The following is a 24,549-nucleotide window of genomic DNA, read 5'->3' as shown; positions in this document are numbered from 1 at the left end:
GACGTGAGCGGGCTGGCTAGGGTGACAGCATGACTCCCGACCGTCGCTCCTTCCTGACCAACGCCGGCCTCGCGGCCCTGGCCGTGGGCACCGGCACCCTGACCGGTTGCGGCGGCCGTACGTCGCCCGGATCTCCGCCGGCGGTGGGCGCGGCGCTGTCGATCCCGGTCGACTCGATCCCGGTCGGGGGCGGCCGCATCCTCGACAACGCCAACTACGTGATCACGCAGCCGACCGAGGGCGAGTTCCGGGCGTTCAACAAGATGTGCACCCACCAAGGCTGCCCCGTGTCATCGGTTGAGGACGGCGAGATCCACTGTCGGTGCCACGGCGCGCGGTTCTCCATCGAGGACGGCGCGGTCACCAACCCGCCGGCCACCGAGCCGCTGCGCGCGGCGTCCGCGACGCTCAACGGCGACCACGTGGACATCGCCGACTGAGTCAGCACCCGGTTGGCGTGCGCCGACACGCTGGCTTGGGTCTCAAACTCCGGTTTGAACAGCGGTGTTTGAGACCGAAGTGAGCGTGTCGGCACCAGCTGCCCGTCAGAACCGGAACGGAATGGGGATCGGGCCGCAGCAGCAAACCCCCTGGACGCCGGCGTTCTGGGCCAGCGCAGCGGCCTGGTAGCAGGCCAGGAATTGGAGCACCGTGGGGCGCAGGGCCCGCAGCACCCCGAGGCGGGCGACGTGCCCCCGGATGGCGGCCGAGCAGGTCGCGCCGCCGTGCACCGCGCCGTGCGCGCACCGCCACCCCTTCCGCGGCGAGAGCACGCGCTGGTAATAGGCGATGGCCCGGTCGGCGGCGACGCGCGGCGCGTGGGTCCGGGTTCGGAGCTGCATGGTGGCCTTTCGTCAGGATGGCCCCACCACTGTGGCAATCCAGCACCCATTCCGCCACGCCCATCGGGGTGGTCGAGCCGGCCATGAGACCGACCTGAACCGCGCCGACACGCACGCTTCGGGCTCAAACTCCGCCGCCGAAGGCGGAGTTTGAGCCCAAAGCGAGCGTGTCGCGGCCAGCTCGGTCAAGCGAGCAGCGGCTTGAGGTACTCGCCGGTGAAGCTGTCGGGGTGGGCCGCGATGTCCTCCGGCGTGCCCTGGGCGACCACCATGCCGCCGCCCGAGCCGCCCTCGGGGCCCATGTCGATCACCCAGTCGGAGCACTTGATCACGTCGAGGTTGTGCTCGATGACGATCACGGTGTTGCCCTGGTCGGCCAGGCGGCTCAGGACGCCCAGCAGCTTGCTGATGTCCTCGAAGTGCAGGCCCGTCGTGGGCTCGTCGAGCACGTACACCGTCTTGCCGGTCGAGCGCCGCTGCAACTCGGTGGCGAGCTTCACGCGCTGCGCCTCGCCGCCCGACAGAGTCGTCGCCGGCTGCCCCAGGCGCACATAGCCCAGCCCGACGTCGACCAGCGTGTCCATGTACCGCTTGATCGCCGAGATCGGCGCGAAGAACTCCGCCGCCTCCTCGATCGGCATGTCCAACACCTCGGCGATGTTCTTGCCCTTGTAGTGCACCTCGAGGGTCTCCCGGTTGTAGCGCGCCCCGTGGCACACCTCGCAGGGCACGTACACGTCCGGCAGGAAGTTCATCTCGATCTTGATCGTGCCGTCGCCCGAGCAGTTCTCGCAGCGTCCGCCCTTGACATTGAAGCTGAACCGGCCCTGCTGGTAGCCCCGAACCTTCGCCTCCGGCGTCTCGGCGAACAGCTTCCGGATCCGGTCGAACACGCCCGTGTAGGTCGCCGGGTTCGACCGAGGCGTCCGGCCGATCGGCGACTGATCCACGTGGATGGCCTTGTCGACCTGGTCGAGCCCCTCGATGCGCCGGTGGTGACCGGGGACGTCCTTCGCCGAGTATAGGTGGCGCGCCAGCGCCCGGTAGAGGATCTGGTTCACCAGCGAGCTCTTGCCCGAGCCCGACACCCCGGTCACCGACGTCATCACCCCGAGCGGGAAGCTGACCGACACGTCCCGCAGGTTGTTCTCGGTGGCCCCGACGACCGTCACCTTCTTGCCGTTGCCCGTACGCCGCACGGCCGGCACGTCGATGGCGCGGCGCCCGGCGAGGTACGCGCCGGTCAACGACTCCTTGCTCGCCAGCAGCTGCTTCACCGTGCCGGAGACGACCACGTGGCCGCCGTGCTCGCCGGCCCCCGGGCCGATGTCGACACACCAGTCGGCGGTGCGGATCGTGTCCTCGTCGTGCTCCACCACGATCAGGGTGTTGCCCAGGTCCCGCAGCCGCACGAGGGTGTCGATGAGGCGCCGATTGTCCCGCTGGTGCAGGCCGATCGACGGCTCGTCCAGCACGTACAGGACGCCGACCAGACCCGACCCGATCTGCGTCGCCAACCGGATGCGCTGCGCCTCGCCACCGGACAGGCTGCCGGCCGAGCGCGACAGCGTCAGGTAGTCCAGCCCCACGTCGAGCAGGAAGCGCAGGCGCTCGTTGATCTCCTTCACCACGCGCTCGGCGATCGCTGCCTCGCGCGGCGTCAGGCTCAGCCCCGCCATGAAGGCGTGCGCGTCGGCGATGGAGAGCCCGGCCACCTCCGCGATGTTGCGGCCGGCGACCGTCACGGCCAGCGACGTGGGCTTGAGCCGCGCTCCCCGGCACACATCACACGGCGTCTCGCGCATGTAACCCTGGAATCGGTCACGGCTGTTGTCGCTCTCCGCCTCGGCGAAGCGACGGCGCACGTAGGGCAGCGCACCTTCGAACGTCGCGTTGTAGCTCGTCTCCCGCCCGTGCCGGTTCGTGGTGTGGACGCGCATGGGGCCCTTCACGCCGTGCAGCACGAGGCCCTTCACCTTCTCCGGCAGGTCCTCCCACGGCGTGTTGACGGAGAATCCGTGTTCGCGGGCCAGCGTCTTGAAGATCGTCTGGAAATAGCCCGACACGTAGATCGTCGACCACGGGGAGATGGCGTTCTCGGCGAGGCTCTTCGACCGGTCGGGGATGACGAGGTCGACGTCCACCTCCATCTTCGTGCCGAGGCCCGAACACGTCGGGCACGCGCCCCAGGGGGCGTTGAAGGAGAACTGCCGCGGCTCCAGTTCCTCGATGCTGATGTCGTGCTCGTTGGGGCAGGCGAGCTTCTCGGAGTAGCGGCGCCGGCGTCCGGGATCATTCTCGGGCAGGTCGACGAAGTCGATCTCGATGACGCCGTCGGCCAGGTTGAGGGCGGTCTCGACCGAATCCGTGAGCCGCTGCTTGATGGACTGCTTCAGCGCCAGGCGGTCGACCACCACCTCGATGTTGTGCTTCTTCTGCTTGTCCAGGGTGGGCGGGCTCGCGAGCTGGTGCACCTCGCCGTCCACCCGCACGCGCGTGAAGCCTTGGGTGGTGAGCTGGCGGAACAGGTCGACGTACTCGCCCTTGCGGCCGCGGATCACCGGCGCGAGCACCATGAAGCGCGTCCCCTCCTCGAGCCCGAGGAGGCGGTCCACGATCTGCTGGGGGGACTGCTTGGCGATGGGCTCACCGCAGACCGGGCAGTGGGGGTGACCGATACGGGCGAACAGCAGGCGCAGGTAGTCGTAGACCTCGGTGATCGTGCCGACCGTCGACCGCGGGTTGCGGCTGGTCGACTTCTGGTCGATGGCGACCGCCGGGCTCAGCCCCTCGATGAAGTCGACGTCCGGCTTGTCCATCTGCCCGAGGAACTGGCGGGCATAGGCCGACAGCGACTCCACATAGCGGCGCTGCCCCTCGGCGAAGATCGTGTCGAAGGCCAGTGAGGACTTCCCCGAGCCCGACAGGCCGGTGAACACGATGAGGGCGTCGCGCGGCAGCTCAAGGCTCACGTTCTTGAGGTTGTGCTCGCGCGCACCCGCCACGATCAGTTGTTCGGTCACCCGAGCAATCGTAGGTGCCGGCTCCGACAGTGTGCGCGCGGGGGGTCTGGTGCGGGATTCACCGGCCGTACCATCGCCCTCCGCCCCAGCCGTTAGGGTGGATGCATGTTGGCGATCCTGAACCAGGGCCAGGTCGAACCGGCCCTCAAACGGATTGCGGAGGCCACCCAGGCGTTGCTCCGCGACACGATCGCCATCGACGACGACGCCTGGCACGCGCCCTCCCTCCTCCCCGGCTGGACGCGCGCCCACGTCGCCACCCACATCGCCCGCAACGCGGACGCCCTCCGCGTCGTCATCTCCGCAACCATGGCCGGCGACCCGACCCCGCTCTACCCCTCGGAGAACGCGAAGTTCAGCGAGATCGAGCGCGGTGCCGAGCGCGACGGGCTCGAGCTGCACGTCGACCTCGACACCTCCGCCGGCGAACTCGCCCGGCTCTGCGACCGCGTCCCCGACTGGCGCCTGCCCGTGCACCTGCCCGGTGGCGAGTTTCCCCTGTCCGTCGCCACGCTGATCCGACTCCAGGAGATCACCCTCCACCACCTCGACCTCGACTGCGGTTACCGCTGGGAGGACATCGAGGCCGTCCCCGCCCACTGGTTGCTGCAGTGGATCGCGCTCCTCATGCGCGACGACCCCACCCTGCCGGCCGTCGACGTCACCTCCGACGCCGGTGAGACCTTCGGCATCGGTGCCGGCGAACCGCGCGTCACGGTGTCCGGCCCGGACGCCGCGCTCTGGGCCTGGCTCGCGGGGCGGACGTCCGGCGAGGGCGTCACGGGCGCCGAGGGCTTGGTGTTCCCACTGGCGGGCTGATCAGAGCGGGCGCCGAGCCCTGCTTTCCTGCCGTTGCGGACGCCTCCCAGCCGTTGCCACCGCCCCCCTGCCGTTGCGGGTGCCCCCCTGCTCGGAACCCACCCCCCTGATGGTGCAACAGCAGGGTCGTGGGTCGCGGACAGGGCGGCGACAACGTCGCCAGGGAGGCAGCTGCAGCGTTAGGGAGGCGTTCGCAGCGGCAGGGAGGCCGGACCACTGCGGCACCCGCAGCCCGGACGCCCACGGCCAGAACACACGCGGGCCACCTGAGCCGCTGGCAGGATGGGTCCATGGAGATCCAGTCGCTGTCCGTCGGGTCGCTGGACAACAACGCCTACCTGCTCACCGATTCCGGCGAGGGCCTGCTGATCGACGCCGCCGCCGACATCCTCGCGCTGCTGTCGCTCATCGGCGACACCCCGATCAACACGATCGTCACCACCCACCGCCACCACGACCACATCGGTGCCCTGGCCGACCTGGCGCAGCACACCGGTGCCGTCTTGGTGGCGGGCGAGCCGGACGCCGACGCGATCGAGTCGGCGACGGGCGTCCGCATCGACCGCCGCGTCTGGGATGGTGACACCGTTCAGGTGGGGAATTCCGAACTGGAGGTCATCGGGCTGGTCGGGCACACCCCGGGATCGATCGCCCTGGCTCACGCACCCGCCGGCGAGGCCACCCAGCTGTTCACCGGCGACAGCCTGTTCCCCGGCGGCGTGGGCAAGACCAAGTCGGACGCCGACTTCGCGTCCCTGCTCGGCGACGTGACCGCCAAGGTCTTCGACCACTTCGCCGACAACACCGTGGTGCACCCCGGCCACGGCGACCCGACGACGCTGGGTGAGGAGCGGGACCAACTTCCCGCGTGGCGCGCCCGCGGCTGGTAGACCGTCCTCCGTACCGTGACCGGCTGTCGGCACCAACCCTCCGAGGGGGTGGGACCTAGCGGTTCCGAGAGCTGAGCACGCAGAACTCGTTGCCCTCCGGATCGGCCAGGACGGTCCAGGTCACGTCGGCCTCGTCCTGCCCCACGTTGACGCGCGTCGCGCCGAGGGACTCCAGGCGCGCGATCTCGGCGTCCCGATCCTGGGAGGTGTGCGGCGCCAGGTCGATGTGCAGCCGGTTCTTCACCGTCTTGCCCTCCGGCACCGGCACGAACAAGAGCCCCTGCCCGCGGGCGAACCAGGCCTCCAGCTCCGCCACGGGCTCCGCACCCATACCCTTCGGAATCGCCACGGCCTCCTCCGGGGTGTCGTGGACGATCTGCCAGTCCAGCGCTTCGGCCCACCAGCGGGCCTGCGCCTGCGGATCGTGACAGTCAACGACGACGGTGTACCACTTCAGAGCCATGGCACCACCCTGTCCCAGCGGCTCTCATCCCACAAGGGGGCGGACGCCAGCACGAACCTCAGCGCAAGCATCAGCAGGACCTCTCGGCACAAGCGTCAGCGCAAGCATCAGCAGGACCCCTCAGCACAAGCGTCAGCGCGAACGTCAGCGCGCACCCAGCGCCGACACCGCCGGTTTGATCGCCAGGGCCACCACCGCGGCCCCCACCAGCCGCTCGTCGAGCTGCCGCACGCCGCTGAAGCGCTGCGCGAGCAGGACGCCGAACGCGATGCAGCTCCACTTGACCAGCGCCAGATCCGTCGGCGACAACCGCCCGGTCGCCGCCGTCATCCACGTCGGATAACCCATCTCCGCCTCCTTGCCGATCACCCCAGCCTACGCCGCTACTTCGTGGCCGCCACGATCTGCCGGATCGTCTTCTTCAGCTCGGCGATCTCGTCGCGCAGGCGGGCGGCGGTCTCGAACTGCAGGTCCTTCGCCGCGGCGTGCATCTGGTCGCTCAGCTCGTGCACCAGCGTCGCCAGCTCCGATGTCGGCAGCGAGCCCAGGTCGCGGTCGGGGCGTCCGGGCACGGGCGAACTCTTCTTCGGCTCGCCGAACTGCCCGACGACGTCGCGGGTGTCGGCGTCCTCGCGGGCGAGCATGTCGGTGATGTCGGCGATCTTCTTCCGCAGCGGCTGTGGATCGATGCCGTGCTCGGTGTTGTAGGCCACCTGCTTCTCCCGGCGCCGGTTCGTCTCGTCGATCGCCGCCTCCATGGACGGCGTCATCGTGTCGGCGTACATGTGCACCTGGCCGGCCACGTTGCGGGCGGCGCGGCCGATGGTCTGGATCAGCGAGCGCTCCGAGCGCAGGAAGCCCTCCTTGTCGGCGTCCAGGATCGCGACGAGCGACACCTCGGGCAGGTCGAGGCCCTCCCGCAGCAGGTTGATGCCGACCAGCACGTCGTACTGCCCCAACCGCAGCTCGCGCAGCAGCTCGATGCGCCGCAGGGTGTCCACCTCGGAGTGGAGGTAGCGCGTCCGGACGCCGTTCTCCATGAGGTAGTCCGTGAGGTCCTCGGCCATCTTCTTCGTCAGCGTGGTCACCAGGATGCGCTCGTTGCGGTCCGTCCGGGCCCGGATCTCACCCATGAGGTCGTCGATCTGCCCCTTGGTCGGCTTCACGATCACCTCGGGATCGACCAACCCGGTCGGCCGGATCACCTGCTCGACGAACCCGTCGGACCGTGCCATCTCGTAGTTGCCCGGCGTGGCCGAGAGGTACACCGTCTGCCCGATGCGCTCGGTGAACTCCTCGAACCGCAGGGGGCGGTTGTCCATCGCGCTCGGCAGCCGGAACCCGAAGTCGACCAACGTCCGCTTGCGCGACATGTCGCCCTCGTACATGCCGCCGATCTGCGGCACCGTGACGTGCGACTCGTCGATGACGAGCACGAAGTCCTCCGGGAAGTAGTCGAGCAGGCAGTTCGGCGGCGTCCCGGGGCCGCGGCCGTCGATGTGGCGGGAGTAGTTCTCGATGCCCGAGCACGTGCCGATCTGGCGCATCATCTCGATGTCGTACCCCGTGCGCATCCGCAACCGCTGGGCCTCCAGCAGCTTGTTCTGCCCCTCCAGCTCGGTCAGCCGGCCCTCCAGCTCGGCCTCGATGCCCCCGATGGCGCGCTCCATGCGCTGGGGCCCGGCCACATAGTGCGACGCCGGGAAGACATACACCTCGGAATCCTCGCTCAGCACCTCACCCGTCAGCGGGTGCAGCGTCGACAGCCCCTCGATCTCGTCGCCGAAGAACTCCACGCGCACCGCGTTCTCCTCATACATCGGGAAGATCTCCAGCGTGTCCCCCCGCACCCGGAAGGTGCCCCGCGTGGCGGCGAGATCGTTGCGCGCGTACTGGATGCCGACCAGCTGCCGCAACAGACTGTCCCGGTCGTGCTCCTCCCCCACCCGCAACCGCACCATCCGGTCCACGTACTCCTGCGGCGTCCCCAGGCCGTAGATGGCCGAGACGGTCGCCACCACGATCACGTCACGGCGGGTCAACAACGAGTTGGTCGCCGAGTGCCGCAGGCGTTCGACCTCCTCGTTGAGCGAGGAGTCCTTCTCGATGTAGGTGTCCGTCTGCGGGACGTACGCCTCCGGCTGGTAGTAGTCGTAGTAGCTGACGAAGTACTCCACCGCGTTGTCGGGGAAGAACTGCCGCAGCTCGTTCGCGAACTGCGCCGCGAGGGTCTTGTTGGGCTGCATCACCAGCATCGGACGCTGCAGCCGCTCGGCCAGCCACGCCACGGTGGCCGTCTTGCCCGTACCCGTCGCACCGAGCAGCACGACGTCGTCCTCCCCCGCCCGGACGCGCCGCTCGAGCGCGTCGATCGCGGCCGGCTGGTCACCGGCGGGAGAGAAGTCCGCGTGCACCTCGAACGGTGCGACGCGACGCTTGAGGTCCGTGGTGGGGCGCATGGGAGCAAGCGTAGGCGACCCCACCGACACTTCGCCCGGAGACGGCGGCCGGGCGCGATCGCGCCCGGACCAACCCGTACCCTCGCCGCCGAGCGGCTAGGACACGCGCACCGGGAACTGGTGCGGCGTGTCCTCGCTCGAGGTGCCGACGTACACCGTGTAGGCGCCGGGGCGTACCTGGAAGGAGTGCGCCGCGGTGTCCCACACCCCGAACGGGTGGTGCGTGGCGGCCGGGTCCACCACCACCTCGACCTGCTCGGACGCCCCCGGCGCGAGGGACACCTTCGCGAACCCCACCAGGCGTTTGGGCGGCTGACCCTCCACCGGAATGCCCAAGTACACCTGCACCACCTCCGCACCCTCCCGATCACCGGTGTTCGTCACCGTCGCCGTGACGGTCAGCGCCTCGCCGTCGGCGACCGAGCCCGACACCGCCACGTCGGACAGCTCGAAGGTCGTGTACGACAGCCCGAATCCGAACGGGAACAGCGGCACGATGTCGTTCGCCTGGAACCACCGGTAGCCCACCTGGAGACGCTCGGTGTAGCGCATCGTGGGCCACCCCTCCCCCTCGTCGGTGCCCGGGTAGCGCACCGGGTCGTCGTGGTGGAGCAGGTCCTCGACGCGCCGCGCATAGGTGGTGGGCACCTTGCCCGACGGGTTGGCGACGCCCCACAGCAACTCGGCGACGACATGGCCGTCCTCCGCCCCCTGGTTCCACACCTCGAGGACGGTGTCGGCGTCGTCGATCCACGGCAGCATCACCGGCGTCGAGTCCTTGAGCACGACCACGGTCCGCTCGTTGCACCCCAGCAGCTCGGCGACCATGCGCGCCTGGTCGTGGGGCATCTCCGGAGCGGGCATGTCGGCACCCTCGGTGGCGATGACACCCGCCATGACGAGCACCACGTCGGCGTCCGCGGCCTCGGCCTTGGCCTGCGCCAGGTTGGACAGGTCGCGCTTCACCTCGAACAACGCCACCGTGGCGTCCGAGCCGAGCTCGCGCAGGACGTCCTGCGTGCCGGGCAGCGGGTCGACGGTGTACAGGGGGTCCACCTTGGAGGAGCCGCCCCCACCCTGGCAGGCCTTCGTGGCGAAGCTGTCCATGCCGACGATGAGTACGCGTCCGGCGTCCACGCCCAGCGGCAACAGCCCGGCGTCGTTCTTGAGCAGGACCGCCATGGCGTGCCCCATCTCCCGCGCGATGCGGCCGTGCTCGGCCGCCGGGATCTCGGTGGGCGCGTACGGCGTCGTGAAGTGTCCGAACCGGAACATCTGGGTGAAGCGACGCACCAGGGCGCGGTCGACGGTCTGGATCTCGAGCGAGGTGTCGTTGAGCGCATTGGTCACGTTGGTCTCGTTGAGCCACTTCGCGTCCGGCATCTCCAGGTCCATGCCCGCGTTGAGCGAGCCCGCCGCCGACCGGCACGACCAGAAGTCGGACTGGACGTAGCCGTCCCAGCCCCACTCCTGCCGCAGGATCGTGTCGAGGGTGTAGCGGTTCTCCGTGGCGTAGACGCCCCGCACGCGGTTGTAGGCGCTCATGACGGAGGCGATGTCCGCGTCCTTGCAGGCCATCTCGAACGGCAACAGGTACAACTCGCGCAGGACGTCCTCGTCGACCTCGACGCTGTTGCGGAAGCGCTCGTGTTCCTGGTCGTTCACGACGTAGTGCTTGGCCATCGCGATGATGTCATGGCTCTGGATCGCCCGCGCGACCTCCACCCCCATCACCCCGGTGAGGTAGGGATCCTCGGAGAAGTACTCGAAGTTGCGGCCCCCGAGGGGCGTGCGGTGCAGACACAGGCCCGGCCCCTCGAGGACGTGCTGCCCCAGGTGGACGCACTCGGCGCCGATGAGGTCGCCGTACCGGTGGGCGAGCTCGGGGTCGAAGGAGGCCGCGACGCCGATCGTCATGGGTAGCGCCGTCGCGGGCGGCGACGGCGTACCGTCGCCCATGCCGACGCCCACGGGCCCGTTCGTGATGCGCATGCGGGGGATGCCCAGCCGGTCGTTCGCCTTCACGTGGCGCTCCACCCGGATCTGCGACGCCAGTTGCTCCATCTCATCGGCGTCCTGGGCCTGGTTCGCCAGGCCGTAGATGTCGATCGTGTCCATGTTGCCGTGGAGTTGCTCGATCTTCTCCGGCAACGTCATCGCGGCCACGAGGCGCGTCGCGCGCTCCCGCGGGCTGAGTCCCTCGTCCAACCACGGTCGGTCGGTCACGTCGGTCATGGGTCCTCCTGAGTGCGGTGTTCCGTGCTCCGCGTTCCGTCCAGCTTGGCCGACGCAGCGGGCCCGCGGGCCCGTTCCGCGGATCTCGGGCCGTTGTTCGGGCGACCGTGCCTCAGGCGTTCCGGAGCTGCTCCCAGAGTTCCCCCACCCGGACGGGCAGGTCCTCCTTGCGCCCCGAGGTGTCGATCACGAGGTCCGCCACCGCCAACCGTTCTGCTCGTGACGCCTGGGCGACGAGCCGGGCGCGCGCGTCCGCGTCCGACAACCCGTCCCGGTGGCGCAGGCGGGCGATCTGCGCCTCCTCGCCGGCGTCGGTGACGACGACGACGTCGAACATCTCGGCCTGCCCGGTCTCCACCAGCAGGGGGATCACGTCGACGACCACCGCGCCGGGGTTCGACGCCAGGGCGGCGGCCCGGCGCTCGCGCGCGAGGGCCCTCACCCGGGGGTGGACGATCGCGTTCAGGTCGGCGCGCGCCGCGGCATCGGCGAAGATGATCCTGGCCAGCGCGGCCCGGTCCAGGCCGCCGTTGGCGAGCAGGATCCCCTCCCCGAACCGGGCGACCACCTCGGCCAACCCGGCCGTGCCCGGCTCGACCACCTCCCGGGCCAGCACGTCCGCGTCGACGACCACCGCCCCGTGCCCGGCCAACAGGTCGGCCACGGTCGACTTGCCCGACGCGATGCCGCCGGTCAGCACGATGCGCTTCATCCGGCCATCCTCGCACGGTGGTGGCCGCACCGTGTTCCCCCGGTAGGGTCGGGCGCAGCCGAGCCCAGGAGTCAGCCCGTGGATCTGTCCCGCACCCTTGAGACCCTGCGCGCGGCGCGACGCCAGCCGTCGCTGTCGGCAGCGCTCAGCAGCGATGGTGACGTGACCTGGGCCGACGCCGTCGGCGACGCCGATCCGCTCGGTGTGCCGCGGCGTCCCGACGCCCACACGCAGTACCGCATCGCCTCGATCACCAAGCCGCAGGTCGCCGTCGCCCTGTGCGTCCTCGCCGACGCCGGTGCGGTCGACCTGCACCGCCCCCTGGCCACCTGGGTGCCGGACGCCCCCGGCGGGGATGCGACGGTCGCCCAGTTCCTCGCCCACACCAGCGGGCTGCCCGCCGAGCCGCCCGGCCCGTGGTGGGAGCGGGCGGGCGGCACGTCCTGGGACGCCCTCGCCGCGGCCGACCTCCAGCCCCTGTTCCCGGCCGGCACCCGGTTCCACTACTCCAACCTGGGCTACGGCGTCCTGGGCCGGCTCCTCGAGACCCTCACGGGCCAGGCGTGGGACGCCGCCCTGGCCGACCTCGTCTGGCGGCCCCTCGGCATGACCCACACCGCCCGGACGCCAGCCCCCGGCCACGCGGTGGGCGTCGGCGTCCACCCGCGCGAGGATCTCGTCCACCCCGAACCCGTGCCCGACTACCTGGCCCTCGGCGCCGCCGGCGAGCTCTGGTCGACGCCCACCGATCTGGTGCGCCTCGGCGCGTTCCTCGCCGGCGCGATCCCCGGCGTCCTGCGACCCGCCACCCGCGCCACGATGCTCACGCCGATCGCTTGGCCCGACGTGGCCGGCGAACCCTTCACGACGGCCCACGGCCTCGGCGTCATGGTGGTCAACGACGCCGGACGACGCACGTACGGCCACGCCGGCTCGGTTCCCGGCTTCACCGCCGACCTGCGCATCGACGCCGAGCGGCGCCTCGCCGTCGCCGTGTGCGGGAACGCCACCACCCCGTTCGGCGGGGCGTTCGGCCTACTGGCGGAGGCCTGCGCCGCCGCCGTGAACATGGACGGGCCGGTGGGCCCGGGGGACGCCACCGCGGCCGATCTCTGCGGCGTCTGGTACTGGGGCACGCGCGAGCACGTCCTGGCCGCGCCCGCACCCGGCCGGCTGCTCCTCGTGGGCGCCGACGGGAAGGGGGCCAGCCACTTCGCCGGCAGCGGCGACCGCTGGACCGGCGACGGCGGGGACTACTTTCACGGCGAGCCGCTGGTCGTCCATCGTGACGCCCATGGCCGGCCGCGGACGCTGGAGGTGGCCACCTTCTGCTTCACCCGGACGCCCTACGACCCCGAGGTGGACCTGCCGGGCGGGCCGGATCCGGACGGGTGGCGTCCGCTCACCCTCTAGAGTATCTTGATGTCGAGATACTTGGGAGGTGGGGCATGTATCGGCTGATCTTCTGGCCCGTGCTGGCCCCGTCGTTCCTGCTCGGCGTGGCGATGGGCGCGATGATGCCGGTGCTCGTGCTCGCGGCGCTGGAGCTCGGGGCGTCCGCGCCGCTGGCCAGCGCCATCGTCGCGCTGATGGGCGCCACCGCGCTGGTGATGACCGTGCCGGTCGGGATGTTCATCGACACGGTGGGCGACCGCTTCGCCATGGCGCTGGCCACCGGGGCCGCGGTGGTCACCATCTCGCTCGCCGTGGTCGCGCTCGCGTGGCCGACCCCCTGGTCGCTGGGCCTGTTCATCGCGTCGGCGATCCTGCGTGCCCCCGTCATGACCGCCTGGAACCTGGCCCGGCAGGCCGTGGTCGCCGAGACGGTGCCCACCCCGCAGCGCGGCCAGGCCATGACCGCACTCGGCGGGACCATGCGCGCCGGCAGCCTGGTCGGCCCGCTGTGCGGCGCGGCGCTGCTGGTGTTCTGGCCCCTGTGGTCGGTGTTCGTCTTCGCCGCCGCGTGTGCGCTCGCGGGCACGCTGCTGCTGTTCGTCCGCAAGCTGACGAGCGGTTTCGACGCCCAGACCATGCGCAACAAGGCCGCCCGCACGGCGGACGAGCTCGCCCAGGGGGTGCGGTGGCGGGCCGTCGGGTTCGCCGGGGTCTCCGTCCTCACCCTCGCCGTCGCCCGCGTCGCCCAGCCGATCCTGGTGGCGCTGTGGGGCGTCCACCTGGGGTGGACGGCTGCGCAGGTCTCGCTGATCGTCGCCGTCGGCGCCGCGATCGAGCTGGTGTTCATGGTGCCGGGCGGCGTGCTCAAGGACCGGGTCGGCCGCACGCTCACCCTGGTGCTGTGCCTGGGGGTCTACGGGGCCGGCTTTCTCGTCGCGCCGCTGTGGCCGGCATCGCCCGGGCTCATCGCCGCCGTCGTGGTGATGAGCGTCGGCAACGGCCTGGGGGCCGGCATCAACATGACCATCGGCGCCGATCTCTCCCCCGCCCGCGGCCGCGCCCGCTTCCTGTCGATCTGGGCCATGTTCAGCCAGGCCGGCCAGCTGGGCGGCCCCCTGGCCGTCTCGGGCCTGCTGCTCGCCGCGTCGCTGCCCGTCGCCATCACCGTCGTCGGGGGCGTCGCGCTCGTGGGGGCGCTCTGGGCCACCCTCACGGCGCCCATCACCCAACTGCCCGGCCGGCAGCGGTCGTGAGGTAGCCACCCCACCGCTCCACCCCACACCACCCCACACCACCCCACCCCACCCCACCCCATCCCATCCCGGCAACGCAGAACCGCCCCCGCTCCGTGAGGGAGCGGGGGCGGTTCGGGCTCGAACCGGACCGAGAGGTCCGGGCGGGGTCAGCGACCGCCGGTGAGCTTGTCGCGCAGGGCCTGCAGGGCCTCGTCGGACGCCAGCGAGCCCTCGGGGGCGCTGCTGCTGGAGGACGACGTCGACGCCGACGGGCGACCGCCCGAGGAGTAGGACGACTGCGCGGTGGCCTCGACGGCCGCCTGGTTCTCGGCGGCCTCGGCCTCCTCGACCTGCTTCTTGTGCGCCAGCCACCGGGTCTGCGCCTCGGCGTACTGCTGCTCCCAGGCGCGCTGCTGCTCCTCGTACCCGGGCTTCCACTCCTGGGTCTCCGGATCGAAGCCCTCGGGGTAGATGTAGTTGCCCTGGTCGTCGTAGCTGGCGGTCATGCCGTACAGCGACGGGTCGAAGTCGTCCGCAGCCACGTCGACACCCTCGTTGGCCTGCTTGAGGCTGAGGCTGATGCGGCGACGCTCGAGGTCGATGTCGATGATCTTGACCATGACGTCGTCGTTGACCGCGACGACCTGCTCGGGGATCTCGACGTGACGCTCGGCCAGCTCGGAGACGTGCACCAGGCCCTCGATGCCCTCCTCGACACGCACGAACGCGCCGAACGGAACGAGCTTGGTGACCTTGCCGGGCACGATGTGGCCGATCTGGTGGGTCCGGGCGAAGGTCTGCCACGGATCCTCCTGCGTCGCCTTCAGCGACAGGGAGACGCGCTCGCGGTCCATGTCGACATCGAGCACCTCCACGGTGACCTCATTGCCGACCTCGACGACCTCGCTCGGGTGGTCGATGTGCTTCCAGCTCAGCTCGGAGACGTGCACCAGGCCGTCGACACCGCCGAGATCCACGAACGCACCGAAGTTGACGATGCTGGACACGACGCCGCGGCGGATCTGGCCCTTGGCGAGCTGGTTGAGGAAGGACGTGCGCACCTCGGACTGGGTCTGCTCCAGCCACGCGCGGCGGCTGAGCACGACGTTGTTGCGGTTCTTGTCCAGCTCGATGATCTTGGCCTCGAGCTCCTGGCCCACGTAGGGCTGCAGGTCGCGGACGCGGCGCATCTCGACCAGGGAGGCCGGGAGGAAGCCGCGGAGACCGATGTCGACGATCAGACCACCCTTGACGACCTCGATGACGCGGCCGGTGACCACGCCGTCGGACTCCTTGACCTGCTCGATCTGGCCCCAGGCGCGCTCGTACTGGGCGCGCTTCTTGGACAGGATCAGCCGCCCCTCCTTGTCCTCCTTCTGCTGGACGAGGGCTTCGATCTCGTCGCCGACGGCAACGACCTCGAAGGGGTCGACGTCGTGCTTGATGGAGAGTTCCTTGGAGGGGATGACGCCCTCGGTCTTGTAGCCGATGTCGAGGAGAACCTCGTCCCGGTCGACCTTGACGACGGTACCGGTGACGATGTCACCGTCATTGAAGTACTTGATTGTGGCGTCGACGGCGGCAGCGAACTCTTCGCTGCTCATGAAGTCGTCGACCGCGACCTGAGCGGCCTCAGGAGTGGAGGTCATGTAGTAGGGCTCCGATAACTGAACGTGGTGAGTGTGGTGGCGGCATGGCCCGCGTACGCCTGCCCCGCTACGTCCGAGGGCAAGCAGACCACACCGACCAACCAGCTTACCGACCGCCCGTTCACTTGGTCAAAGGGGCCCAGCCCGTCAACGGGACGCCTCGGACGCCGCCCCGGCAGCCCGTCGGTGGACTAGCGTGGTGACCGACCGTCCCGATCGCACCCGAAGGAGCCACCCGATGAGCGGCACCGCAGAAGTCCACCCGAACGCCACCCTCACCCCGAGCAAGCTCGAACTGCTCGCCGGGTGGCTGCCCAAGCAGCTGTGGTTCGCCGGCGACGCGTCCGATGTGGAGCGCATCGGTTTCTTCCGGTTCGTCGATCCCGACGGCGAGGTGGGCATCGACTGCATGGTCATCACCTCCGCCGGCTTCACGTATCACGTTCCCGTCACGTGGCGTTCCGAACCCCTCGACGAGGGCCTGCTCATCGGCACGCTCGAGCACAGCGTGCTCGGTACGCGCTACTGCTATGACGCGCCGACCGACCCGGTGTACGTCGCCGAGCTCGTCCGCATCATCCGCGAGGGCGACGCGGCGGCCGACATCGCCGACGCCGACAGCGGGGCCGCGATCCCGAGCCCCATCGAGGTCGAGGGGTCCGGCGTCGTCGCGGGGGTGGACGCGATCGGTCAGGTCCGGCTCGTGCGCATCCTCGACGAGGAGCCCACCACCACCGGTGCGCGCGGCCTGCTGCTCGCCCACTGGTCACGCGACGGCGCCGACCGGGAGGACGTCCTCGCCGTCCTGCGCTGAGCCCCGGCTCGCCGAGCTCTCCGACGGGGGCGGCAGGGCGCGCAGCCGCCAGCACGTCCAGGCAAAGAAGGCCAGCGCAGCCGACCACACGAACGCCAGCCCGAGGGACGCCTCCACGCCCATCCCCCGTTGATACTCGTGCCAGGTGCCGTACAGCGCCCACAAGGGCGTTCCCACCCACACGGCAGCGCGCAGGGCGCGGCCGGGGCGCGCCAGGCCGAGGAACGCCAGCGGGAAGATGAGGTACCACTCCCGCCAGACGCCGAACCCCAGCACCCACGCGAGGGACGCGAGCCCGAGGAACCGCAGCGGTTCGCTGCGCGCGTACCGGACGAACAGCCACGCGATGGCGCCGACGGCGACATACTGCCCCCAGGACGTCACCCCATCGACGTCGGCACCGGTGAGCAGCCCGACAAGGTAGGCAGGCGTCGGCGTCTGGGCGGCGTTCGCCGGGTTTCCCGAGGCGCCGATCCAGCCCCAGCCCAGGCCGGTGGCCGCGCTGATCGCAGCGAACGTACCCAACGCGGACGCCCCCACCCCGGCCGACGCGGCCAGGAGCCGCACCCAGGTTCGCGACGCGACGGGTAGCGCCAGCGCCGCGACCGCGGGCACCGCCAGCAGCGCCGGTTGCTTGACCGACGCCGCCAGCCCCACCAGCACACCGCCCACCAACACACCGCCCACCAGGACGCCCCTCATGACGGTGCCGGCCGGTACCGGACGGCCGGGCGTCGGCCCGCGGAAGCGGGCGGCACGCTCCGCGACGGCCAGAGCGACCGCGAGGAGACCGGCCATGAGCAGGTCGACGTGCTCGCCGGCCACGCCGTGCACCAGCGTCACGGGGTTCAGCAACGCCAACCACGTGGCGAACGCCGGATCGACGCCCACGGCGCCGGCCAGCCGCGGCACGGCCCACAGCAGGCCCACCACCCCGGCCACCGCCAGCAGCCGCAACGCCACGACCGACCAGTACCAGTGCGCCCCGGTCGCTCCGACGACCCAGCCGAACAGCTGCAGCGCGCCCGGCGGGTAGACCGACGTCGTGCCGCGCCAGGCGCGTCCGTAGGGGAAGGGGCTGCCGGTCGTCCCCAGCCCGGTCGTGTACGGGTTCTCGCCGCCGGCCACCATCCACCCCAGGTCGGCGTAGGAACCCGCGTCCGTGCTCAGCACCGGGGGCAGGAGCAGGAGGGGCAGGACCCACACAGCGGCGAGGACCGCTGCCCGACGAACCGCGTCGACCGAATCGGCCTCCCCAGCGGCCGGCGTCGGCGTCGGGGGCCGCGCAAGCAGCCAGGCCGTCGAGAGCAGCGCGATGCCCAGGGCGACGACCAGCGGGTAGGGCCAGGTGACCGTGGCGGTGACCGCCGAGGCCCACGCCTGCCCCTCCACCTGGCTCCAGCTCGCGCGGCGGAACTCCCCCGCAGCGATCAGCAGGGAGCCGAGCAGCCCCAGCCAGAGGGCGGGCAGGCGCAGGAGTGTTCTCACGGCAGCCAGCGTGGCCGGCCCCGGTGTGGGCCCGCTGTGGCCCGGGTGTGGACTCCCCGTGCGCCCGTGCGCCCGTCCGCCGGCTCAGTGCGCGGCGTCGTGCCAGGAGCGGCCCACGCCGACGGACACGTCCAGGGGCACGGTGAGATCCATGGCGGCGCCCATCGTGGCGCGCACGAGCGCTTCCAGCGTCTCGCGCTCACCGGGCGCCACCTCGAACACGAGCTCGTCGTGCACCTGGAGCAGCATCCGCGACGCCAGCCCCTCGCGGGCGAGCGCCGCCTCCACGTCGAGCATCGCGACCTTGATGATGTCGGCGGCACTGCCCTGGATGGGCGCGTTGAGGGCCATCCGCTCGGCCATCTCGCGGCGCTGCCGGTTCGAGCTCGTGAGGTCGGGCAGGTAGCGGCGGCGTCCGAGCAACGTCTCGGTGTAGCCCGTGCGGCGGGCGACGTCGACCACCTCGGTCAGGTAGTCGCGCACGTGGCCGAACGTCTCGAAGTACTCATCCATCAGGCCCTTGGCCTCGGCCGTCGTGATCCGCAGCTGCCCCGACAACCCGAAGGCGCTCAGGCCGTAGGCGAGCCCGTAGTTCATCGCCTTGATCTTGGCGCGCATCTCACCCGTCACCGCGTCCGGCTCCACCGCGAAGACCCGCGACGCGGTCACCGTGTGGAAGTCGCGGCCCGAGCCGAAGGCGTCGATGAGGGCCGCGTCGGCACTCACGTGCGCCATGATGCGCATCTCGATCTGGCTGTAGTCGGCGCTCATCAGCGACTCATGCCCCTGCCCCACCACGAACGCCTCGCGGATCCGTCGGCCGGCCTCGGTGCGGATCGGGATGTTCTGCAGGTTCGGGTCGGTCGAGCTCAGCCGCCCCGTGGCCGCCACCGTCTGGCTGTAGGTGGTGTGGATGCGGCCGTCGTCGGCGATCGACTTCTGCAGCCCCTCCACCGTCTGCCGCAGCCGGATCTGGTCGCGGTGCCGCAGCAGGTGTGCCAGGAACGGGTGTTCGGTCTTCACGAACAACTGCTCGAGGGCGTCGGCGTCCGTGGTGTAGCCGGTGCGCGTGCGACGCGTCTTGGGCATGCCCAGCTCGTCGAAGAGCACGGCCTGCAGCTGCTTGGGCGAGCCCAGGTTCACCGGCTTGCCCAGGACGCCGAACGCGTCGGACTCCGCGTCCCGCACACCGGAGTCGAAGTCCGACCACAGCGCATCGAGCGCGTCGGCGTCCACCGCGATGCCGGTGCGTTCCATCACCGCCAGCGTCCGCTGCAGGGGCAGCTCGACCTCGGCCAGCAGCGACCGTCCACCCGCGGCGTCCAGCTCCTCGCCCAGCACACCCGCGAGCTCGGCCACCGCCCGGGCCCGCACCATGGCGTCGGTGCCCTCGTCGGGGTTCTCGAACTCCAGCGCCAGCTGCTCGGTGGGGTCGGCTGCGCCGCCCTCCACGGCCAACTCACGCTTGAGGTGGCGCACCGTCAGATCCGCCAAGTCGTAGGTGCGCTGGTCAGGCCGCAACAGGTACGCCGCGATCTGGGTGTCGGACGCCAGCCCCGCCAGATCCCAGCCGCGCGCCCAGAGCGCCTCCAGCGGCCCCTTCGCGTCGTGCAGCGCCTTGGGCCGCTCCGGGTCCGCGAGCCACCCCGCCAGGGCCGCGTCGTCCTCGGGCGTCAGGGTCTCGGTGCGCACCCACGCCGCGGCCCCGTCGAGCGAGGCCAGCGCGAGGCCCGTCAGGTCCCCCGAGCCGGCCCGCCAGAACCCCTCGGCCTGGACGCCGACCAGCTCGGTCGCGTGCTCGCCCAACCAGTCGGCCAACGCGCCGGGCGCGAGCACCTCGCCGGCCACGTCGAAACCGCTTTCCGGCTCCGCCTCCCGCTGGGGCAGCGTCTCCAGCAGCCGGTCCCGCAGCACCCGGAACTCGAGCGCATCGAACAGCTCGTGAACGGCCTCCCGGTTCCAGTCCTGCCGCTCCAGCTCCCCCAGGCCGACCGGCAACGCCAGGTCGCGCACCAACGCGTTCAGCTGCCGGTTGCGGCGCACGCCCTCGAGGTTGTCGCGCAGCCCGTCCCCCGCCTTGCCCCGGATGGCGTCGGCGTGGCCCAGCAGGTTGTCCAGCCCGTCGTACTCGCGCAGCCACTTCGCCGCCGTCTTCGGGCCGACGCCCGGGATGCCGGGCAGGTTGTCGGAGGTCTCCCCCACCAACGCCGCCAGCTCGGGGTAGCGGGCCGGCGTCACGAGGTACTTCTCCTCGACCGCCTCCGGCGTCATGCGCGCCAGGTCCGAGACCCCCTTGCGCGGGTAGAGCACCGTGGTCGCGGCGTCCACCAGCTGCAACGCGTCGCGGTCGCCGGTGCAGATCAGCGTCTCCCACCCGGCCTGCTGGGCCTGCAGGCTCAGGGTGCCGATGATGTCGTCGGCCTCGTAGCCGTCCACCTCGACGTGCACGATCCGCAGCGCGTCCAACACCTCCTTCACCAGCGCCACCTGACCCTTGAAGGGCTCCGGGGACGCCGAACGGTTCGCCTTGTACTCGGCGTAGGCCTCGCTCCGGAACGTCTGGCGCGACACGTCGAAGGCCACGGCGAGGTGGCTGGGCTGCTCGTCGCGGAGCACGTTGATGAGCATCGAGGTGAACCCGAACACCGCGTTGGTGTGTTGGCCGGTCTTCGTGGCGAAGTTTTCGAACGGCAGCGCGAAGAACGCCCGGTAGGCCACCGAGTGGCCATCGATCAGCAGCAGCTTCGGCCGGTCGGACGCCGGGGGCGCAGGGGTACTGGAGGTCACGCAGGCAGCCTAGCGGGCGCCACCGACAGCGCTCTCGGGCACCGCGACCAGCCTCGTCTCGCGTCCGAACGAGCGAGGGGGCGCCGCGTCAGAACGGGAAGGGCCCCGCCCCGCCAGATCGGCGGAACGGGGCCCTTCGCGGGCAGGACGCGACCGGTCAGACCTGGTCGCGCTTCTCTTGCGCCTCAGCCTTGGTCTCGTCGACGGCGCCCTGGGCGTCGGACTTGACCGCGTCCGCGGAGGACTGGGCCTGGGCCTGCACGTCGTCGCGAGCCGCCTCGGCGTCCGCCTTGACCTGCTCGCCGGCGTCCTGCGCGACGAACTTGACGCTGTCCGCAGCCTCCTGGGCCATCGGCTGCAGGTGGTCGCGCGCCTCGTTCGCCATCTGCTTGGCCTGGTCGACGACCGGCTCGGCCGCGTCCTTGACCTGCAGCGCGGCGTCCTTCTCGATGCGGGAGGCGGGGATGAGGCCGCCGATGAGTGCACCGAGACCGAACGCGATCAGGCCCGCGGCGAGCGGGTTGCCCTGGGTGCGCTGCTTCAGCTGACGCGGGGCGTCCTGCACGGCGTCGACCGCCTGGTCACGGGCGTCCGCGAGCTGGTGGCCCACGCCACCGGCCGCGCCCTCGTCCCACGGATCGTTCGGGTCGCCGAACACGCGGGTCTTGAGGTCGTTCGCCTTGTCCTTGACCCGGTCGACCTGCTCACGGGCCAGGTTGGTCGGCTTGGCGGAATCGCCCAGCGCATTGACGTTGTCGCTCAGCTGGGCGCGGGTGCGCTCGATCTCGCGACGGATCTCCTCGGGTGACTGGCTCATCGGTTCTTCTCCTCGTTGCCTGCGGCGGCGTTCGGAATCTTCTGCAGCGTTTCGGTGGTCTTGGGCAGACCCTTGATCTTGTTGAGCTCAGCGCGGCCCATGGCGGCGAGGATGCCGGCGCACACGAGCCAGATGACCATGACGATCACGCCGCTCCACCCGAGCGCCGGCTCGGCCACCGAGCCGATCGCGATCGCGATGCCCCACCAGAGGGCGAGGGTCAGCGCGATGAGCGCGAGCAGCGCCGCCACGCCGGCGCCGGCGAGCATGCCGACGCCCTTGCCCGCTCGGGAGGCGGACTGCGTGACCTCGGCCTTGGCGAGCTCCACCTCCTGGCGGATCAGGGTTGAGGCGTTGCCCAACACGTCGGACGCGATCTCACCCAGGGAGCGGTCCTCGGCGCGGAAGCGGGCATAGCTCGCGTCGGCCTCGGCGTCCGCCGGATCCTGGGCCTGGTGCGCACCGGACGCCCCGGCGTACGCCGACGCGTCGCGCCGGTCGTCGCCGAGCAGCCGGCCGTCGGGACCCCGGAGGGTCGGGTCGTAGGGATCCGACGTCATCGGCCCTCGCCCCACTCGGCGTTGCGGCGGGCGGTGGTGTCGAGGTCGCCCTCCAGCTCGACACGCCGGGTCTCGGAGGCGAAGTCCTCCTCGTACTCGGCGGCGCGCCCCTGCTGGTACTCCAGGCCGGGAGCCTCACGGTAGCCACCGACGGTGCCGGCGTAGTAACCGGTCTCGATGCCGCGGGTCTGGACGCCACGGGTCTGGACGCCACGGGTCTGGACGCCGCTGGTCACCTGACGGCGACCCTCCTCGTCGGCCTTCGCGCCCTGGAGACCGCGGAACAGGCGGGCGGCCACGAGGCCGGCGCCGGCGGAGATCGCCAGGAACGTCCACGGGTTGCGGGACGCGTACCGGCGGGCGGAGGCGAGCACGTCGTCGGGGCTGTTCTGCTCGAGCCAGTCGGCGGCCTGATGGCCGTACTGCTCGGCGCGGTTCACCAGGTCGACCATCGGGCCCGACTCATCGGTGCCCCGGCCCATCGACTGGAGTTCGTCGCTCAGCGAGCGCACGAAGGCGGCGACCTGACCCTGCGCCGAACCGGCCTGCGTGCGCAGCTCGGACACGCCCTCGTCGAGCAGACGCCGGCTCTGCAGCTTGGCCTCGTCGATCACGTTCGCGGCCTGCTCCTTCGCGGAGTCCACCACGTCGGAGCCGGCGGCCACGACCGTGTCGCGCACGGCGCCGGCCTCGGCCTTGGCGTTGTCGGCGACGTCCTTGGCGCGATCCTGCGTGTGGCCGGCCAGATCCTTGGCCTCCTGCTTCGCGTGCTCCGCGCGGCCGCCGGTGCTGGGTTCATCGACGGTGCGGAAGGTCGTGTCCTCCACGATGAGTCCGGGGGCCGGGGTGCCCAGCGGCTCCGCCATGCCCGGGTCGTCGACGGGATCATTGATGAACTCGGGCGTCTGCTCGACCCGGCCCTGGTCGGTGGGGTCGTCCGGATACGCCATGGTTTCCTCCTGCTTCGTTGACGGCGCGGACGCGCGTGCGCGCAGTCCGCTCCCTGTCAGGCTAGGCAAGCGGGAACACCGCCAAACCACCCCAAAGGGTGCTGGTTGTCGTCAACATTCACCAGTGACCGGCCCCGTGGCCACCTCAGGCAGCTTCCCCCCACCGGAGCGGGCAAGATGGGGGTCGTGGATGTCAGCGACGAGGTCAGGCGCGCGATCGAACGGGCCCACGGGCTGGACGCGCGCATGGGGCTGGAGCTCCTCGAGGTCACGGCCGAGCGGGCCGTGGGACGCGTCCCGGTGGCCGGCAACACCCAGCCCTTCGGGTTGTGGCACGGCGGGGCGTCCTGCGTCCTTGCGGAATCGCTGGCGTCCCTCGCAGCGGTCGCAGCCGCAGGCCCTGGCGGGGCGGCCTTCGGGGTGGACCTGAATGCCACCCATCACGCCCCCGCCCGCTCGGGTTGGGTGACGGGCGTGGCAACCGCCCTGCGCATCGGTGGCACCCTCGGCACCTGGGAGGTCGTGATCACCGGTGACGACGGCACCCGGCTCTGCACCGCCCGGGTCACCTGCGCGCTGCGCCGCGCCCGGGCGGCGTCCGGCACGGCGGAGGGTCCCTGAGGGCCGCCACATCTGGCCGTGCCGGCGGTGCCGCCACGACGACTCAGTCGTCGGCGGCGCGCGACTTCTTCGCGGCCGGCTTGCCGCCGGACTTGCGGTGGTCGATGACGCCCTCGGCGACCTCACGCATGGGCTTGCGCAGGTCCATGGCGGTCTTCTGGATCCAGCGGAAGGCCTCCGCCTCGCTCAACCCCAGCCCCTCCTGCAGGATGCCCTTGGCCTGGTCGACCGCCTTGCGCGTCGCCAGCCGCTCCTCCAGGTCGGCGACCTCGTCGTCCAACGACCGGATCTCCGCGAACCGCGCCATGGCGAGCTCGATGGCCGGCACGACGTCGGAGGCGTCGAACGGCTTCACGACGTAGGCCATGGCACCCGCGTCCCGGGCCCGGTCGATGAGCTCGCGCTGGCTGAACGCGGTGAGCATGACCACGGGGGCGATCCGGTCCTCCGCGATCTGCGTCGCCGCGGTGATGCCGTCCATCTTCGGCATCTTCACGTCCATGACCACCAGGTCCGGCTCCAGCTCGCGGGCCAGCTTCAGGGCCTCTTCCCCGTCCCCTGCCTCGGCCACGACCTCGTAGCCCTCGGCCGTGAGCAGTTCGACGAGGTCGAGGCGGATGAGGGCCTCGTCCTCGGCCACGAGCACGCGCGGCAGTTGGGGGGGTGTCGAGTTCTCACTCACCGTCTGTCTCTCCTAGTTCCATGAGGCGGGGCAACGGGTGCCCGACCTCAGCGTACGTGTCGACCGAAGTGGGGGTGTTGCCCCAGATGTGGCAGGATGGGTCGGGCA

Annotated in this window: 20 protein-coding genes and 1 pseudogene; 7 read left to right on the top strand and 14 right to left on the bottom strand. The window is 71.0% G+C overall.

The window, feature by feature from the left end; all coding sequences use genetic code 11:
• The first annotated feature begins 29 nt into the window (after window positions 1–29).
• A complete protein-coding gene (locus IFY26_RS08870) occupies window positions 30–440 on the top strand; it encodes a Rieske (2Fe-2S) protein (RefSeq protein WP_232548623.1) in 411 nt (136 codons plus the stop codon).
• Window positions 441–545: 105 nt separating this feature from the next.
• Here the strand turns inward: IFY26_RS08870 and yidD are convergent, their stop codons facing one another.
• Both yidD and uvrA read right to left on the bottom strand, forming a co-directional pair.
• Window positions 546–842: a membrane protein insertion efficiency factor YidD gene (yidD, locus tag IFY26_RS08865; protein WP_232548622.1), complete on the bottom strand. Its 297-nt coding sequence runs from the start codon at window positions 840–842 to the stop codon at window positions 546–548.
• Between the two features lie 188 nt (window positions 843–1,030).
• A pseudogene (gene uvrA / locus IFY26_RS08860) lies at window positions 1,031–3,865 on the bottom strand (excinuclease ABC subunit UvrA); the annotation flags it as partial.
• A gap of 105 nt (window positions 3,866–3,970) precedes the next feature.
• On the opposite strand from uvrA, the gene IFY26_RS08855 reads away from it, so the two are divergent.
• Window positions 3,971–4,684, top strand: coding sequence for a maleylpyruvate isomerase family mycothiol-dependent enzyme (locus IFY26_RS08855; RefSeq protein WP_232548621.1), 714 nt, complete (start codon window positions 3,971–3,973; stop codon window positions 4,682–4,684).
• Window positions 4,685–4,974: 290 nt separating this feature from the next.
• Window positions 4,975–5,574 (top strand): MBL fold metallo-hydrolase, encoded by a 600-nt coding sequence (locus tag IFY26_RS08850; RefSeq protein ID WP_232548620.1) that lies wholly within the window; start codon window positions 4,975–4,977, stop codon window positions 5,572–5,574.
• Window positions 5,575–5,629: 55 nt separating this feature from the next.
• Here IFY26_RS08850 and IFY26_RS08845 read toward each other — a convergent pair whose 3' ends face one another.
• The 5 genes from IFY26_RS08845 to coaE form a co-directional block, all read right to left on the bottom strand.
• Window positions 5,630–6,037: a VOC family protein gene (locus IFY26_RS08845; RefSeq protein ID WP_232548619.1), complete on the bottom strand. Its 408-nt coding sequence runs from the start codon at window positions 6,035–6,037 to the stop codon at window positions 5,630–5,632.
• 144 nt (window positions 6,038–6,181) lie between these two features.
• Entirely contained in the window at window positions 6,182–6,385 is a 204-nt protein-coding gene (locus IFY26_RS08840) for a hypothetical protein (RefSeq protein WP_232548618.1), read from the bottom strand.
• 35 nt (window positions 6,386–6,420) lie between these two features.
• A complete protein-coding gene (gene uvrB / locus IFY26_RS08835) occupies window positions 6,421–8,496 on the bottom strand; it encodes an excinuclease ABC subunit UvrB (RefSeq protein ID WP_232548617.1) in 2,076 nt (691 codons plus the stop codon).
• Between the two features lie 96 nt (window positions 8,497–8,592).
• On the bottom strand, window positions 8,593–10,731 hold the full coding sequence (locus IFY26_RS08830; RefSeq protein ID WP_232548616.1) for a beta-glucosidase family protein: 2,139 nt from the start codon (window positions 10,729–10,731) through the stop codon (window positions 8,593–8,595).
• 112 nt (window positions 10,732–10,843) lie between these two features.
• Window positions 10,844–11,443, bottom strand: a complete 600-nt coding sequence (gene coaE, locus IFY26_RS08825; protein WP_232548615.1) for a dephospho-CoA kinase — start codon at window positions 11,441–11,443, stop codon at window positions 10,844–10,846.
• A gap of 78 nt (window positions 11,444–11,521) precedes the next feature.
• Here coaE and IFY26_RS08820 point away from each other — a divergent pair, with 78 nt between their 5' ends.
• Both IFY26_RS08820 and IFY26_RS08815 read left to right on the top strand, forming a co-directional pair.
• Window positions 11,522–12,856, top strand: coding sequence for a serine hydrolase domain-containing protein (locus IFY26_RS08820; protein WP_232548614.1), 1,335 nt, complete (start codon window positions 11,522–11,524; stop codon window positions 12,854–12,856).
• Window positions 12,857–12,891: 35 nt separating this feature from the next.
• The gene (locus IFY26_RS08815) at window positions 12,892–14,091 is read left to right on the top strand and encodes an MFS transporter (protein ID WP_232548613.1); all 1,200 of its coding nucleotides are present in this window, start codon (window positions 12,892–12,894) and stop codon (window positions 14,089–14,091) included.
• A 149-nt stretch (window positions 14,092–14,240) separates the two neighbouring features.
• Here IFY26_RS08815 and rpsA read toward each other — a convergent pair whose 3' ends face one another.
• Window positions 14,241–15,722 (bottom strand): 30S ribosomal protein S1, encoded by a 1,482-nt coding sequence (gene rpsA / locus IFY26_RS08810; protein ID WP_232548612.1) that lies wholly within the window; start codon window positions 15,720–15,722, stop codon window positions 14,241–14,243.
• Between the two features lie 238 nt (window positions 15,723–15,960).
• Between rpsA and IFY26_RS08805 the strand changes: the two genes are divergently transcribed.
• Complete coding sequence (locus tag IFY26_RS08805) at window positions 15,961–16,536, top strand: maltokinase N-terminal cap-like domain-containing protein (protein ID WP_232548611.1); 576 nt, start codon at window positions 15,961–15,963, stop codon at window positions 16,534–16,536.
• On the opposite strand, the gene mptB is transcribed toward IFY26_RS08805, so the two are convergent.
• The 5 genes from mptB to IFY26_RS08780 all read right to left on the bottom strand — a co-directional run bounded on the left by mptB (window position 16,489) and on the right by IFY26_RS08780 (window position 23,138).
• Window positions 16,489–18,024: a polyprenol phosphomannose-dependent alpha 1,6 mannosyltransferase MptB gene (gene mptB, locus IFY26_RS08800; protein WP_232548610.1), complete on the bottom strand. Its 1,536-nt coding sequence runs from the start codon at window positions 18,022–18,024 to the stop codon at window positions 16,489–16,491. The two genes, IFY26_RS08805 and mptB, sit on opposite strands and share 48 nt — an antisense overlap.
• Before the next feature lie 84 nt (window positions 18,025–18,108).
• Window positions 18,109–20,811: a DNA polymerase I gene (polA, locus tag IFY26_RS08795; RefSeq protein WP_232548609.1), complete on the bottom strand. Its 2,703-nt coding sequence runs from the start codon at window positions 20,809–20,811 to the stop codon at window positions 18,109–18,111.
• A gap of 157 nt (window positions 20,812–20,968) precedes the next feature.
• On the bottom strand, window positions 20,969–21,628 hold the full coding sequence (locus tag IFY26_RS08790; RefSeq protein WP_232548608.1) for a DUF3618 domain-containing protein: 660 nt from the start codon (window positions 21,626–21,628) through the stop codon (window positions 20,969–20,971).
• Window positions 21,625–22,188, bottom strand: coding sequence for a phage holin family protein (locus IFY26_RS08785; RefSeq protein ID WP_232548607.1), 564 nt, complete (start codon window positions 22,186–22,188; stop codon window positions 21,625–21,627). Before IFY26_RS08785 ends, IFY26_RS08790 begins: the two co-directional genes overlap by 4 nt.
• On the bottom strand, window positions 22,185–23,138 hold the full coding sequence (locus IFY26_RS08780) for a hypothetical protein (RefSeq protein ID WP_232548606.1): 954 nt from the start codon (window positions 23,136–23,138) through the stop codon (window positions 22,185–22,187). Before IFY26_RS08780 ends, IFY26_RS08785 begins: the two co-directional genes overlap by 4 nt.
• A gap of 186 nt (window positions 23,139–23,324) precedes the next feature.
• Here IFY26_RS08780 and IFY26_RS08775 point away from each other — a divergent pair, with 186 nt between their 5' ends.
• The gene (locus IFY26_RS08775) at window positions 23,325–23,759 is read left to right on the top strand and encodes a PaaI family thioesterase (RefSeq protein WP_232548605.1); all 435 of its coding nucleotides are present in this window, start codon (window positions 23,325–23,327) and stop codon (window positions 23,757–23,759) included.
• A gap of 43 nt (window positions 23,760–23,802) precedes the next feature.
• Here the strand turns inward: IFY26_RS08775 and IFY26_RS08770 are convergent, their stop codons facing one another.
• Window positions 23,803–24,441 (bottom strand): ANTAR domain-containing response regulator, encoded by a 639-nt coding sequence (locus IFY26_RS08770; protein WP_232548604.1) that lies wholly within the window; start codon window positions 24,439–24,441, stop codon window positions 23,803–23,805.
• Window positions 24,442–24,549 lie beyond the last annotated feature (108 nt).

The sequence above is a fragment of the Propioniciclava soli genome (genome assembly GCF_014858005.1).
Lineage (GTDB): Bacteria > Actinomycetota > Actinomycetes > Propionibacteriales > Propionibacteriaceae > Propioniciclava > Propioniciclava soli.
This window is presented reverse-complemented; position numbering and strand designations above follow the sequence as displayed.